Below are 15,078 nucleotides of genomic sequence, written 5' to 3'. Positions count from 1 at the left end.
TTTTTATTAACTGCTTTTATTGAAAAGGTGGCAGTTTGAAAAGCGATTAGGTTCTAGTTGACGAAGTTGAGTAGGGATACTAGAACACGCGCCATGGACTTTGGTGCAACGCGCTTGGAAGCGGCAGCCTTGTGGAACTTCTAACAGGTTCAACGGATTACCAGGAATACCCGTTAATCGCGTTTTAGGCCCAGTAAGTGGTGGAAATGAACTTCCTAACCCTTCCGTGTATGGGTGGAACGGTTTTTCCAAGATCTCTTTTGATGGCGCAACTTCGACTAACTCACCGGAATACATAATGCCAATGCGATCTGAGAACTCGACCATGAGCGACAAGTCATGGGTAATGAACAAGATAGAGAAGCCAAACTCCTCTTTTAGCGCATAGATCTTTTGAAGAATTTCACGTTGTACCACCACATCAAGCGCCGTGGTTGGCTCATCCATGATGATCATTTTCGGGTTTAACGCGAGAGCGATAGCGATAACCAAACGCTGACGCATACCACCAGAAAACTGGTGAGGGTAATCACGTAAACGATTAGGGTGAATATCTACGATTTCTAATAACCCCTGTGCACGGCGAATAGCATCTTTGCGGCTCATGTTAGTGTGGCGCATGAGCACATCGCAGAACTGATCTTCCATGGTGAGTACAGGGTTGAGTGCATTCATTGCACTTTGGAATACCATCGACATTTGGCTCCAGCGGAATGCCGTCATATCGGCTTCACTGAGCTTGAGAATGTCACCTTGCCCATCAAATAGCACTTCTCCACCAGTGATGAATGCAGGCGGCTTATGTAGGCGCATTAAGGCCATCGCAACGGTTGATTTACCGCAGCCAGATTCACCAGCCAAACCAAACACTTCGCCTTTACCGATATCGAAACTTACGTTATTCACGGCGCGGACATCACCAGCATCAGTAATGTAATCCACGCAGAGGTTGCGGATGGAGATTTGTGGATTAGTCATTATTTATCGCCTCCTTGAAGAGCGGGTTGAGGTGCTTCAGTCATTGCTGGCGCTTTGTCTTTTTTATTCGCGAGATTTTTCCAGCGACGCATGCCTTTGTGTGAACGAAGTTGCGGGTTGGCAATTTCATCAACGGCGAAGTTAAGTAGAGCAAGGCCTACGGCAATGAACGTCAGAGCCAGACAAGGGACTAACAATTCCCACCATGCGCCAACTAGCATTGATGATGAGGTTTGTACGTTGTACAGCATGATGCCCCAGCTAATGGTGCTTGGGTTACCTAAGCCAAGGAATGACAAGGTTGCTTCGGTCATGATGGCGAGCATAACGGAACCAATGAAGCTAGCACCGACGATAGAAATCAGGTTAGGTAGGATTTCTACAAAGATAATACGTGCTGGTGACTCACCGAGTACTTCAGCTGCTTTGATGAACTCTTTTTCTCGAATTGACAGGGTTTGTGCTCTAACAACCCTCGCACCCCACGCCCAGGAGGTTATCCCGATAACCAGTGCAATAGTGGTCGGCCCTGCTTCACCAATGAAGGCGGCAATAACGAACAGTAATGGCATTTGCGGTATAACCAGCATGATGTTCATGGCGGCAGAAAGTATGTCATCGACCCGCCCGCCAAAGTAACCTGCGGATACACCAATAATGGTTGCAAGGAAACACACCATGATGCCGGCACCAAAACCTACAGCCAGTGAGGTGCGTGCGCCATAAACTACTTGCGACCAAATATCACGGCCCATACGGGTGGTGCCTAGTACATGGTCAGCATCTTTTGACATGCGTAATGTACGCTTACTGTCAGCAAGGTTGGTCGCTACCCAGCCATCAGGGTTGTTTTGTGCCGCTTTTACGACGAAAGCTGGGTATTCGTGTGGGTTACCTGTTCTTTTGTTTGGTGCATGCTCGGTAATGAGCGGAGCAAAAATCGAACCAAAGAGAAAAACTAGGATAATCGATAAACCAAAAAGCGCTTTTGGATTACTTGAGAGTAGTTTAATTAAACCTTTCATAATTATTTACCGCCTTTACGTAGACGAGGGTCAAGTGCCACGATGAGGATGTCGGCCATGAAATTAAAGAACAGCATGAACAGCGTCATAATAAGCAGCTGACCTTGAAGTACTTGGTAGTCACGTGCTTTGATAGCGTTCAGTAGTACGGTACCTAAGCCCGGGTAGTTAAAAATCATCTCAATAATTAGCTGACCACCAATGGCCATCCCTAGTGCCATGGATAGCGCGGTGACACTTGGTAGCATGGCGTTACGTGCTGCGTAGTTGAATACCACTCGGCGTTCACTTAGGCCCTTACCTTTAGCCATGGTGATGTAATCTTCGTTCAGTAAGTTGATCATGTTGTTACGCATGTTGATCAAGAAGCCGCCAATTTGAATGATGGTGGCGCAGAACAAAGGAAGTACAGCGTGGTAAGCCACATCTTTAATGAATGCCCAGCTTGTCCAATCAGGTACTGTACCTGCTGTGTATGCGTAGGTAGACGGGAACCATTTAGTGCCGATGGCAAAGGTGTAAAGTACCAGCATGGCGACAACAACCGGCGGGACGGCTTGAACAACCATCATGCCTGGTGATATGAAGGCATCATATTTACTGCCGCGTTTCCATGCCGCGTAAATACCCAATACCGAACCAAGGCAGAAAGCCAAGATAACCGCGGTACCAGCTAGGAATAGTGACCAACCAACAGCGCCTGCCATTACTTCGTTTACTGTTTGCGGGAAGGTTTGGATAGAAATACCCAAGTCCCAAGCAAAAATACCTTGTAGGTAAATAAAGTATTGTTGGTAAATAGGGCCATCAACAAAGCCCAGTAGTTCTTTCATTGCCGCAATGCGTTCTGGTGTTACTTGGACTGATGCATTCGCAAACATCATTGTCACTGGGTCACCTGGCATTGCTCGCGGCAAAATAAAATTCAGTGTTATTGCAAATAAAAGCGCTATCAAATAAAACGATAACCGACGTATAAAGAATCCCATAACTCACACCTTAATCATCCAGCAGTTAATCCCTGTGCTAGATTCAGGACAGAAATCCCCCTGACGCAAAGCGCCATAACTTTAAAAAGAGTGGGGGAGAGGCGGTGTGCAAGGTGCACACCGCAAGTTAGTTACCTAAATTATGCTTTAGGTTTTAGATCAAGTACTTGTAGCAGACGTTCTTGCGTATTGGTGATTGGCATTGGACGGCCTTTCGGATTTTTCTCGTTCCACCAACCCGTAAAGCGAGAGGTGTTGTATTGAGAAGTGTACGCACCAGACATTACAGGAACGGTAACTTGGTTTTCTGCGATGATTTTCTGGATCTTATGTGCGATCTGAACTTGCTCATCACGGTCTGCTGTTTTGTAGAAGCCATCAAGCAGTTTGTCTAGCTCTGCGCTCTTCCAGTAGTGAAGTGCGAAGCGAGGCATACCTTCGTTTGCTTGGAAGCGTGAGTGGTAAGCACTATCCCAGTAAGTGTATGGATCCGCACCGTGGAAGTAGTTGGTGTAAGCCACATCAAACTTAGCATCTAGCATGGTTTGGTTGTATACAGAGAAGTCTGGTGTGCTTGCTTTCGCTTTGATACCGACTTCTTCTAGCATTTCAACACTTAGCTGTACTGTGTTGTTGAAGTCAGTCCAACCGTTTGGTGATTGGATAACAAGCTCAAGGCTCTTACCTGATGGTGTTTCAACGAAACCATCGCCGTTACGATCTTTGAAGCCAGCTTTTTTCAGTAGTGCTTTCGCATTATTGACGTTGTACGTCATGTATGGCTTGTACTTGTTGTAAACCGCATTATCAGACCATGAAGCAAATGCTTGGCCAAGACCTGATGCGTAATCATTCACAACACCGCCGCCGTAGAATGCGATATCGATAATAGTCTCACGGTCGATAGCCATAGAGAATGCACGACGGAAATCAACGTTGTTAATTGCTTCTGAGTTACCTGCATTTGGCGATTTGTAGTTGAACATAAATGCTTGGCTACCACCTGCTGGGTACCAGTATTTATTGTTCGGGCTAGCTGCTGCGTATGTGCTATCTACATCTGGAATGAAAGAGTAAGTCCAGTCAAATTGGCCACTTAGAACCTGACCTAGGAACTGATCATTACCTGCAACTTGTGGTAGGCGAAGACAATCAACGTCAAGGTTGCCATTATCCCAGTAGTTAGGGTTACGACATTGGGTGTAAAGCTGTGGTGTGAATGTCTCGATTTCTGTAAATGGACCAGTACCTACAGGGTTGGTGTTGGTAAAGCGTGTTGGATCTTCAATTTTGTCCCAAATATGCTTCGCAACAACTGAAACTTTAGAAATTAGGTAAGGTACGTTTGAGTTTGCTTCCGTTAGTTCAAACGTTACTTTATCGCCAGACACTTTCACGCCTTTTAGGCGCTTGTTGATACCCGTACGGTCAAGCTCTGGGTGCTCTTTTAGCATGTTGAATGTAAAGGCTACATCCTGTGCAGTAAACGCTTTACCATCAGACCACTTAACACCATCGCGAATTTCAAATGTCACTTTCATTAGGTCGTCAGACATGTAGTAGTCTTTCGCCAAACGCATGACTGGCTGATTACCTTTTAACTCATTAAATACCACAAGTGGCTCGTAGATAAAGTCTTGAACTGTATCTAACTGAGTTTGAAGGTAAGGGTTAAAGTTACGAACAAATGTAGGGTAGAACTTAGGTACCATAGTTAGTTCACTACGTTCAGCTGCAGCGGCAATTGGCGCTGTGAATACTGTTGTAGCAGCGGCAACTACCGCAAGTGCTAACTTGGTTTTCTTAATATTGGCAAGCATAGCTGTTCCTTACTTGTGCTTAGTTTCACTTAATGGAAATAAGTTCCGGACATATCGAACCTACTATGAAGGAGACCAACCGTGGTTCTTTCAAATGGTCGTGTAGGCTCTCAGTACCTTAAGGAAACGCTTGAAACGGAAACTCGTCAATCTGCTCGCTCGTTAAAAACGTTAAAAAACTTAACACTGACGTTAAAAACGTTATTTTACGTTTTAAAGCTAAGAATGACGCGGTGAAAGAGTGTGTTTTGCGTCACACTTGAGTCTCGTTGTTACATCGCTTTTGTTAGTGAATACAAACCCTTTATCCCTTATAAAATAAGGTGTTTCGCTAGGTTGTTTTTCTTTTGTGATGTAACTCAATAGCCGTTTTTTAGTTAATTCCTTGCGGAAAATTTATAGTTGGGATTTGTTGTGATTCGCTTCTCATAAACCACAATATTTTTCTGGATAGGCGGTAACTTCTATTTTTTGCGCTATTTTTCACCACTAAAAGCGCAATAAATTGGCTGGTTTTATTCTTGTTTTAAAGCTTTTTTCAAGCGTGAAATTAGTCTTTCAAGCTAATTTTAGAGCAGGGAGATCGCATTTTTTGTTTCTAGCTGTGATGGGAGTATTCCGTGATGCTCGTGGTTTTCGTATGACGTATCGCGGCTATATCTTCGTTCTGCTTGTGTGCTCTGGTTGTTTTTACAGTCGTCGCGATAGGCAACTCATGATAAAGGCCGTTAGGTGGGCGGATAAAGACTGAGGCTTCGTGAGAAATAGCTAATATGATAGGGCGGGTTACATGGAATAGAGATTAAAGAGGATAGGCTGAGTTGTGGGCTGGCTTACGCTATAGGCATAAAAAAGCCCACAGAAAGGGATTACGTCAAGAGTAACTCTTTACTGTGAGCTTAATATGAAGCACTGATTTATTGCGTGATAAGGTGCTGCAGTTTATCGCGTTTTACCATCAGTTCTTGATGTGCGCTGGAATGCTCGTCACAGCGTGCCATCACAAAGTTAATGGTACTGAGCACTGTGCGCCAACGGGGGGTTTTAGGCAGTGTTTCAACGTGTAGATACTTATCTAATGTACGTGTCTGTAAAGTACTTCGATCGAGGTAAACCCGCCATAATCCGCTTTCTTCGGCTAAATCGAATTTAGTCTTTTGGGTTGTTTGCTCCCATGTGGTGAGAGTTGTTTTCATTACCTCCACCAGTAATTCACGCACGATACTGCCTTTATCTTTGTTATCACTACCAAGCTTATCCGCTAGGCGCGTAAATTCACCACCTAATTCACGCAGTTGCTGAAGGTTATTTCTATCACCATCAAAAGCAAACCCAGAGAGTACATCAATAGCGCTTTCTAACTCACTGATACGATGTTGGGCAGAAGGGCCTATATTATCGAAGATAAACATACGCTTAAGCCCTGACTCTTCAGGTAAATTGATCACATCGGTATCAAGCGCTTTGAGCTCATCACCGATCCGGAAGGTAAGCTGGCCATTAAAATGGTGACTTTGGCTAATATCATCCGGTAAGTGGGTCATCAATATATCATCAATATTATGGCGTTCGAGCTGCTCCGGTGCTCGTCTAAAGAGCTTTCCTGCAGCTGCATTAGCGTAACGTACCCGCCCTTCATTTTGCACACAAACAATGGCTTCGCTGGTCGATTCGAGTAAACCCATTAAACGGGTTTGGGTTTCGAGTAACCCTTCTTCCACTTGTTCTCGGCGGTCTATTTCTTGTTGCAGAACAAGGTTATGCTGGCGTTGTTGTTCGGCTTTCCCTGCTTGAATATGGGCTCCAATACGAGCGATTAATTCTTCTTTATTAAACGGCTTTGCTAAATAGTCATTGGCGCCATACTCAAAGCCTTTGACGCGATCCTGCACTTGTCCTAGTGCTGAGAGCATAATGATTGGTAACTCTCGTAGGTCATATTGTTGGCGTAAGTGCTGGCATACTTCATAGCCGCTCATTTCTGGCATCATGATATCGAGCAGAATCAATGCTGGCTGATGTTGATCCATTAACTTAAGCGCTTGGGGACCACTTTCCGCCGTGAGCACTTGGTAACCTTCAAGGCGTAAAAAGTTGTTTAGCACCTGTAAATTCACGGGCTCATCATCAACTATCAGTAGCAACTCACCATCAGGATTATTTGGTAGTGCTTCATCTTTACAACTTGAAACCCCCAATGTAGGTGCTGTGAAATGGTTGGTATTGCCGAGCTTACTGTCTGCAATATCTTGGTCACTCGCAAGATTCAAGGTGAAGCTAAATGTCGCCCCTACCATAGGCTGGCTACTGACATACAAGCGACCGCCCATTAGTTCGATCAACTGTCGGCTGATTGATAAGCCTAGTCCTGCACCTTGTCTATAGTGTGATGATCCCGTATTGGCTTGGATTAAGGGTTCAAAAATGTGTTCCAGTTGCTCTGGGTGGATCCCTTGTCCGGTATCAACCACTTGGACTCGGATCTGATTTTCTAGCACCATTGCAGACAAGACAATTTTACCTTCCGAGGTGTACTTAATGGCATTGCCTATCAGGTTATAAAGCACTTGCTCTAAGCGTTGTTCATCAGCTAAAACGGGTGGCAAATCAGCAGGGATCTGGTTAATGATGCGAATTGGTTTACTGCCAACCAAGTGGCGTGATAATTCAAGTACTAGATGTGTTGCAGAGGATAGATCCACCGCATGTTTATTGATGTCGAGATCGCCATAACGCATCTTGTGGTAATCCAATAAATCATCCACTAGGTTTGTTAATCGCTGGCCACTATTGATCAGCATCTCCAGTTGACGACGCTGCGATGCTTGTACTGGGCCATTCGCACCGGCTAAAAGGGACTCTGCAATGCCAACCATGCCGTGCAGTGGGGTACGCAGTTCATGCGAAGTGGTCGCAAGGAATTCATCTTTTAGCTTGTCGGTAACTTGAAGTTCTTTGTTTTGTTGCTGTATCACTTTAAGGTTTTGTTCTAATTCGGTATTTTGATCGCGGATTAGGCTTATTTTTTCACGGACAGAGCGTTGCATTCGGGCAAAACTAACGGCCAATCGGCCAATTTCATCACTCCGTTCAATACCTTCAATTTTCTGATCTAAATCGCCTGCAGATACCCGTTCTGCAGCCCAGGTAAGGCGCAATAGGGGGGCGGTAATTGAATTGGAAAGTAAATGCGAAGCAATGATGACCAGCACAATCGCGGTGATCATGGCGACGAGGAATATTTTTTCTATTTGACGGATCCGAGCAAAAGCTTCCTCTTCCGGAAGTTCAACCACTAAAGCCCAAGTGTTACCAAGAACATTGATCGGGGAAAAGGCACTGAGTACTGGTGTTTGACTAAAGTTTAAAAAGCTACCGACCCCGATATTTCCTTCGAGAGCTTGGTTAATACTCTCACTGTTTAGTGGGTTACTGCCTTCGCTGGTGGTTGGGATCCTTGGCTGATGATCGCTGCCGACTAGCAATGTTTGCACGTAGTTACTGGTGGGTGGTGTGTCTGCAATTAGGGAGCTGATCCGCTTATTACTGAGTTCAAAAAAGACATAACTGTGTAAGTAGCCTTGCTGAATAACAGGCGCGGCAAACCATGCCGTTTGTGACGATTGATCTTTATTCGCTGAAAAGTCAGTGAATGCAATAGGTACCTGTTCAGGCTGGCTTTGCATATCACTTGTTTGTTCTTTAATAGCTTTAAAGGTGTTGCTGAGCTCGCTGCCAGAAAAGCGAGGATCGTTTAAACCAATGCCAAATCGTTCAGGGTGATTGACGGAATACACCACATTACCCTTAATATCGACCAGCATGATGTCACTAAAGTCAGATCGTTTTAAGTATTCCTCAAAGGCCCAGTGATAGCGTTTGTACATTAATCGATAACGTTCGTGGCCGATATAATTAGTGCTATGCGCATTAATTGATTTGCCTTTTTCGGTGAGCGTATGGGTGAAATAGGTGCTGCGATTATTGTCATCGAGTTTGCTTGGGAGTTCACCTAGCTGATGGAAAGCACCCACTAAACCATAAAATCGACCGCCACTGGCATTGGCGAGTTCTGAGCGAGCAAAACTTTGTGCTTCAGATTCTTTTGCCGTAAAGAAGTTATTAAGCTGTTTCTTTTTATTATCAAGCAGTGATGCTAGGTGCGAGGTACTTTGTTCAACCAAATCTTTGGTATGTGAGTTCATGAAAAACAGCGCAGACAGCGTTAAGGGGGTAATGCTGAGCACTAAAAAAGCGATCATTAAGGTATTTTGGAGGCGCTTAAATTGCGTGATGTTTTTCATTAAGGTGCCTGTGTAGGGTCATCATTTTGCAAGTTATATGGATGTTAATACGATTAGTCGTTCGAGGGCTGATTAAAAGCACGCGTACAGAATGTAAATTTAACACCCTGTATCTAAGGTGTTTTTTTTGACGTATTCAGCGTAAGAGAAAGCCTGTAACGATAACAAAGTGACAAACTAATCGTGCTTTACACTTGTTATACTGAGTTTTTTTGAGGGATCAAGCAAGTGGGTAATGAAGCGTGTGTTAAAACACAAAATTGACGGACTTAACGGAGGGTGTGCGTGATAAATGACGTAATTGAAAGCAGACTGAACAATTTCAGTCTGCCTTTAGTACTATTTTTTCGCAGCGTAAATATTGAATTTATTGGTTGTCGCTGCCGTACGACACTCACCGAAGCTTTTTTGAATCAGTGGTGGGTACTGTAAGAAGCTGTTTGCCACAATAATAAGTGCACCATCGTTGTGTAAGTGTTGTGGCGCTTGGGCAATAAAGTTTTCCGTTGGTTCGTAACAGGTTTTTAGCCCTGAATGGAACGGAGGATTACTCACCAAGTAATTGTATGAACCTGGCAGTTCGGTAAATACATCTGTTGCGGTAAATTTGGCTTCAAGGTTATTGAGCTTGAAGGTTTCTCTTGCTGACTCAAGCGCCAGCGCACTGATGTCACACAGTTCTAATTCAATGCTTGGGTTATTGGTTTTCATTACTGCACCGATCACACCAGCACCACAACCAAAATCGAGCACTTTGCCGCGAAGTTTAGGTAGAGTATTCAGCAGTAATTCTGAACCTTTATCGAATTCACCGTGGCTAAATACACCAGGTAAAGATCGAATAGTGATCTCTGTACCTGCAACCGTTAATGGGTAATTACGGAACCATGCTGAAAGCTCAAAAGGTTGTGCTGGGTTATCGCAACGGCCCCAATAAAAACCACAACGGCGAGCCGAATCATATTTGGTGAGTGGCCCGTATGGCGTAAACATTTTTTCTGCGCTACGTACACCACTGCGGTTTTCACCCACAATACAGATTTCGGTACCGGTACCAAATTTTGCCAATACCATCGATAGCAAATAATCCGCTTCTGCTTTGGCTTTAGGCCAGTACAGTAGGATCATGTCGATATCTAAATCTGCCGTGAGTTCAGCGCCAAAGTGACTAACCACTTTTAGTGAGCGGCTGATTTGTTTGTGGTAGGCATAGTTGGTGGTAAATACCGACACAGACTGGGCAACGTCTACCAATGCCAGCGGATAGTCATCGCTGAGTTCACCGACGACAAGTACTTTACGGTTCTCAAAAAACTCAAGTTGACGTGCAACGACCTGACTGGCTGCGGTATAGGACATAATGGGCCTTTAATAAACATCACGAAGGGCGCGAATTGTTCCACAAAACCAACATGAAAGGAAGATAAGCACCGCTGTATCAGTGGGGATACAGCGGCCGTAGTGGTTAATTTCGGTCTTGCTGTTCGAGGAAGTCTTTAAATTCAACCTCATACATACTAAATAACACTGCAGTAACGGCAAAAATGATTGGGCCGTAAATCATGCCGATAAGACCAAACAGGTGTAACCCACCCAAAATGGAGAAGAAGATCAGCAGGGTATTCATGCTTGAGTTACCTTGCATCAGTAATGGGCGTACCACGTTATCGATGGAACCTACGACAATGATCCCCCACGCTGATAAGAACAGCGCCCATTCCCATTGATCAATCAAGAGCAAGTAAAGTGAAGCTGGTAACCAGATAAGCGCGGTACCAACCACAGGAATAAAGGAAGCAAAGGCCATCATCGATCCCCAGAATAGCGCGGGGAATCCAGCCATCCACATTGCAAAGCCGCCGACAAAACCTTGCACAATCGCGGTAAGAAATGCCCCAAGTACTGCGGATTTAGCCACTTGTTCTACTTCGTTAAGTAGGGTGTCTTCTTGGCTACGTGATAGTGGAATGATCAAGCGTAGCGTTGAGACCATTTTTTCGTGATCGCGTAATAAGAAAAATAAGACAAACAGCATCAAGAGGAAGCTCACCAAAAAGTTGGTGGCATCACCCAGTAACTTGGCGCTCATATTGATAAGTTGTGAGCCAAATTTAGAGGCTGCAGAGGCGATCTTTTGGATAACCACTTGGGCGTCAATACCATCAAATGGTGAGTATTTATCGATTAAGGCTAAGGCTGATTGCGCATAGGAGTGGTTAAGCATTTGTTCTGCCCCGCCACTTGTTAACCATACATAGCTACCTTTTGAAAAGGTAGTGCCTTGCTGAATGATCGAGCTAAATACGACCAGCAATGGGATCACTATGATGAAGGTTAATAAGGTACATGACAAAATCGCGGCGCTGTTGGGGCGTTTTGGCATTTTCGCTTCAATTTTTTCGTGAATTGGGTAGTACAGCAACGAGATAATGAAGCCCATCACGATGGGGCCTAAATAAGGTTCAATCAGGCGGTAGCTGGCATACGCGGCAATGATCAATGCCACAATTAACATCCAATGTCTGGATTCGGCTTTAAATGGTTTTGGCACTTTCATGTCCTTACAAGGTCAATATGCCGACAGGCTAGTTACCTATCAGCGAAAATAAGCAGTTAATGATCCGTCGATAGCGCTTATCATCGCATCAATTTCTGTCTATGCAATAGTGATGACAAGAAAAGACTAACATGCTGTTTTAGTTATAATGCAAAGAATAGAACAGCCTCAAAAATATTGATTGAATCAGGGTAAAATAAGAGGAATGAAAAATGGGATGTTGTGACAATCAGTGCGACAAGAAAGTTAAACGTCGTCCACCTTTTGCTCTAATGGTTTTAATTGGCTTAGTGGTATTAGCAGTCGTATTTTGGCAATAGCTGGCATAAAAAAAGCCACGCTTAAGAGCGTGGCGTTATTGTTTCTGCTTTGGACTGCGTTAATTAAGCGTTAGCTTCTGCGGCAATCGTAGCAAATGCATGGTCGGCAGCAGCCAGCGTAGCTTCGATTTCTTTGTCACCGTGTGCCAGTGATGTAAAGCATGCTTCGTATGCTGATGGTGCAAGGTAAACACCATTTTTAAGCATTAAGTTGAAGAAACGTTTGAAGCGCTCAACATCACACTTAGTCACGTCTTCGTAGCAAGTTACGTTTTCTTGTGTGGTGAAGAAGAAACCAAACATTGCGCCCACTTGGTTTGTTGCTAGTGGAATACCGTGTTTTTCAGCTAAGGCTTTAAAACCTTGTGCTAGGTGCTTAGTGGCAAGAGAAAGGCGACGTTCGTTACCTTCTTCTGTTAGTACCGTTAGACAAGCATGACCTGCAGCCATTGCGACTGGGTTACCTGACAGTGTACCAGCTTGGTATACCGGGCCTGTTGGCGCGATATATTGCATCACATCTCTGCGGCCACCAAAAGCACCGACAGGCATACCGCCACCGATCACTTTACCCAGCGTAGTTAGATCTGGCTTGATGTTGTAGTAACCTTGTGCGCCACCGTGAGAAACGCGGAACCCTGTCATTACTTCATCAAGAATAAGTAGCGCACCAAATTCGTCACAAATTTCACGTAGGCCTTCAAGGAAGCCGGGTACTGGTGGAATGCAGTTCATGTTACCCGCAACAGGCTCAACGATAATACAAGCGATGTCTTCTGGGTTTTGAGTAAACACTTCACGTACTGAATCAAGGTCGTTGAAGGTACAAGTTAGTGTGTGCTTAGCGAAATCAGCAGGTACGCCCGGTGAGCTAGGTTGACCTAGCGTCAATGCACCAGAGCCAGCTTTTACTAGTAGGCAGTCTGCGTGACCGTGGTAACAACCTTCAAATTTGATGATTTTGTCGCGGTTAGTGAAGCCACGTGCAAGGCGAATCGCACTCATGGTAGCTTCAGTACCTGAGCTTACCATGCGCACTTGTTCCATTGATGGCACTAGGCGCGACACCATTTCAGCCATGGTGATTTCCATTTCAGTTGGCGCACCAAAGCTTAGGCCACGTTGTGCTGCATCGATCACGGCATCACGGATAGCCACATGGTTGTGACCAAGAATCATAGGACCCCAAGAGCCAACGTAGTCGATGTACGCTTTACCATCAGCATCGAAAATGTAGGCACCGTCAGCTCGTTCGATAAAGATAGGGTGACCACCAACGCCGGCAAATGCGCGAACTGGTGAGTTTACGCCACCCGGGATGGCTTCTTGTGCTTTAGCAAATAACTCTGCTGATTTGCTCATTAGTAGTGTCCTATTTAATTTATTTAATTCAGGCTGCGGCATTGTACCCAAAGGAAAAGCGCCAGCGCTAGGGATGTTTGTCACCATTTCGCAGTTCTTTTCAATTTCTAACTAAGCTATCAGTGATGGAAAGCTAGTTTTCAACATTGTGAGTGTTAACTTTAACCAGTATTGGCTAAGCTAGTAGGAGCAAACTGCTGCATATTCTTTCAGTAGTTTGCACTACAGACTATACAAATCATGTCTATCCTTTCTGCTGCTTACTAATTTATACGGTTAAACCATGACGGAACCTGCTCAATCTCAGGCGACCTCGCATCGTCGTCATCCTACGCGCCTAATGCGGCGTTTTTTATCGCAAGATAAAACGCCTGTATCAGTGTTACTTCTTGCTGCCATTGTCGGTGTCATCGCAGGCTTGATGGGGACACTGTTTGAAATCGGAGTGCATTGGGTATCTGAACAGCGAACAGACTGGTTACGTGCTGAAATCAGCAGTAGCTTACCGTTGTGGCTGACGGCATTTATGGTGAGCGCTGGATTGGCATTTATTGGCTATTTTTTAGTGCAGCGCTTTGCGCCTGAAGCGGCTGGTTCTGGCATTCCTGAAATTGAAGGGGCAATGGAAGACATTCGTCCTGTTCGCTGGTGGCGTGTGATCCCAGTGAAATTTATTGGTGGCTTAGGGGCGTTAGGTTCAGGCATGGTACTGGGTCGCGAAGGGCCAACGGTGCAGATGGGGGGTAACATCGGCCGAATGATCACAGATATCTTTCGTTTGAAAGACGAAGAAGGTCGTCACTCTTTATTAGCAGCGGGTGCGGCAGGTGGTCTGGCGGCGGCATTTAATGCGCCAATGGCAGGGATCATGTTTGTAGTCGAAGAAATGCGGCCACAATTTCGATACAGCCTTATTTCAATTAAGTGTGTAATGATCTCTGCAATCGTTGCCAATATTGTCTTTCGTAGTATTCGAGGGCAAGAAGCCGTGATATCCATGCCGCAATATGAAGCGCCGATGCTGACGTCGCTATGGCTATTCTTATTGCTGGGTATGTTTTTTGGTGTGTTCGGGGTGATCTTCAACCGTTTAGTTACTCTTTCTCAAGATCTGTTTGCTCGAATTCACAACAATGACCGTCGCCGTTATTTGATTACTGGCACTTTGCTCGGTGGTTGTTTTGGTTTGCTATTGCTTTATTTACCAGAGCTCACTGGCGGTGGTATTGCGATTATTCCAGATGCCACTAACGGTAAATACAGCGTCAGCTTATTGTTTATCTTATTTTTGGCACGTGTTGCGACAACGTTATTGTGTTTTGGCTCGGGTGCACCTGGCGGTATTTTTGCTCCTATGCTGGCGCTAGGCACTTTGTTTGGTACTTTCTTTGGTTCTATTGCGCAAGCGTGGTTCCCTGAATTTGGTTTAGAACCCGGTATGTTCGCGATTGCGGGGATGGGCGCATTGTTTGCAGCAACCGTACGAGCACCAATCACAGGTATATTGTTAGTTATTGAAATGACCAACAACTACCATTTGATTGTCCCCTTGATTATTACGACGCTTGGCGCAACCATGTTAGCGCAGGTATTAGGGGGTAAACCGATTTATTCTCAACTACTGCACCGAGCAATTAAAAAAGAAAAGTTACGCGCAGAGGTGGTCAATACTTGAACGAGATAGTCAGGTATTAGATAATCCGCTTAATAACTCGATATGTTT

Annotated in this window: 9 protein-coding genes; 1 reads left to right on the top strand and 8 read right to left on the bottom strand. The window is 44.9% G+C overall.

Annotation, left to right across the window (positions count from 1 at the left end; all coding sequences use genetic code 11):
- Positions 1–6: 6 nt before the first annotated feature.
- The 8 genes from OCU87_RS14505 to hemL all read right to left on the bottom strand — a co-directional run bounded on the left by OCU87_RS14505 (position 7) and on the right by hemL (position 13,355).
- Positions 7–978, bottom strand: coding sequence for an ABC transporter ATP-binding protein (locus tag OCU87_RS14505; RefSeq protein WP_062691230.1), 972 nt, complete (start codon positions 976–978; stop codon positions 7–9).
- Positions 978–2,003, bottom strand: a complete 1,026-nt coding sequence (locus OCU87_RS14500; protein ID WP_062691231.1) for an ABC transporter permease — start codon at positions 2,001–2,003, stop codon at positions 978–980. Before OCU87_RS14500 ends, OCU87_RS14505 begins: the two co-directional genes overlap by 1 nt.
- A 2-nt stretch (positions 2,004–2,005) precedes the next feature.
- Positions 2,006–2,992 carry an ABC transporter permease gene (locus tag OCU87_RS14495; protein WP_062691232.1) on the bottom strand — a complete coding sequence of 329 codons (987 nt, stop codon included), beginning with the start codon at positions 2,990–2,992 and terminating at the stop codon, positions 2,006–2,008.
- Positions 2,993–3,132: 140 nt separating this feature from the next.
- Complete coding sequence (locus OCU87_RS14490; protein WP_261857452.1) at positions 3,133–4,812, bottom strand: ABC transporter substrate-binding protein; 1,680 nt, start codon at positions 4,810–4,812, stop codon at positions 3,133–3,135.
- A gap of 917 nt (positions 4,813–5,729) precedes the next feature.
- Positions 5,730–9,116: a response regulator gene (locus OCU87_RS14485; RefSeq protein WP_062691234.1), complete on the bottom strand. Its 3,387-nt coding sequence runs from the start codon at positions 9,114–9,116 to the stop codon at positions 5,730–5,732.
- 339 nt (positions 9,117–9,455) lie between these two features.
- Complete coding sequence (gene rsmC / locus OCU87_RS14480) at positions 9,456–10,475, bottom strand: 16S rRNA (guanine(1207)-N(2))-methyltransferase RsmC (RefSeq protein WP_261857451.1); 1,020 nt, start codon at positions 10,473–10,475, stop codon at positions 9,456–9,458.
- Positions 10,476–10,581: 106 nt separating this feature from the next.
- On the bottom strand, positions 10,582–11,667 hold the full coding sequence (locus OCU87_RS14475; RefSeq protein WP_083540989.1) for an AI-2E family transporter: 1,086 nt from the start codon (positions 11,665–11,667) through the stop codon (positions 10,582–10,584).
- Between the two features lie 389 nt (positions 11,668–12,056).
- Positions 12,057–13,355, bottom strand: coding sequence for a glutamate-1-semialdehyde 2,1-aminomutase (hemL, locus tag OCU87_RS14470; RefSeq protein WP_062691358.1), 1,299 nt, complete (start codon positions 13,353–13,355; stop codon positions 12,057–12,059).
- Positions 13,356–13,695: 340 nt separating this feature from the next.
- On the opposite strand from hemL, the gene clcA reads away from it, so the two are divergent.
- A complete protein-coding gene (clcA, locus tag OCU87_RS14465; protein WP_390960838.1) occupies positions 13,696–15,030 on the top strand; it encodes a H(+)/Cl(-) exchange transporter ClcA in 1,335 nt (444 codons plus the stop codon).
- Positions 15,031–15,078 lie beyond the last annotated feature (48 nt).

The sequence above is a fragment of the Photobacterium sanguinicancri genome, from assembly GCF_024346675.1.
Taxonomy (GTDB): Bacteria; Pseudomonadota; Gammaproteobacteria; order Enterobacterales; family Vibrionaceae; genus Photobacterium; species Photobacterium sanguinicancri.
The sequence above is the reverse complement of the archived record's forward strand: the minus strand, read 5'-3'. Positions and strand labels throughout refer to the sequence as shown.

What these genes read in the sequence shown, in the direction of transcription:
- rsmC (WP_261857451.1), bottom strand. Translation starts at nt 10,475, where the DNA reads ATGTCCTATACCGCAGCCAGTCAGGTCGTTGCACGTCAACTTGAGTTT.
- OCU87_RS14505 (WP_062691230.1), bottom strand. Translation starts at nt 978, where the DNA reads ATGACTAATCCACAAATCTCCATCCGCAACCTCTGCGTGGATTACATT.
- OCU87_RS14495 (WP_062691232.1), bottom strand. Translation starts at nt 2,992, where the DNA reads ATGGGATTCTTTATACGTCGGTTATCGTTTTATTTGATAGCGCTTTTA.
- OCU87_RS14490 (WP_261857452.1), bottom strand. Translation starts at nt 4,812, where the DNA reads ATGCTTGCCAATATTAAGAAAACCAAGTTAGCACTTGCGGTAGTTGCC.
- clcA (WP_390960838.1), top strand. Translation starts at nt 13,696, where the DNA reads ATGCGGCGTTTTTTATCGCAAGATAAAACGCCTGTATCAGTGTTACTT.
- OCU87_RS14485 (WP_062691234.1), bottom strand. Translation starts at nt 9,116, where the DNA reads ATGAAAAACATCACGCAATTTAAGCGCCTCCAAAATACCTTAATGATC.
- hemL (WP_062691358.1), bottom strand. Translation starts at nt 13,355, where the DNA reads ATGAGCAAATCAGCAGAGTTATTTGCTAAAGCACAAGAAGCCATCCCG.
- OCU87_RS14500 (WP_062691231.1), bottom strand. Translation starts at nt 2,003, where the DNA reads ATGAAAGGTTTAATTAAACTACTCTCAAGTAATCCAAAAGCGCTTTTT.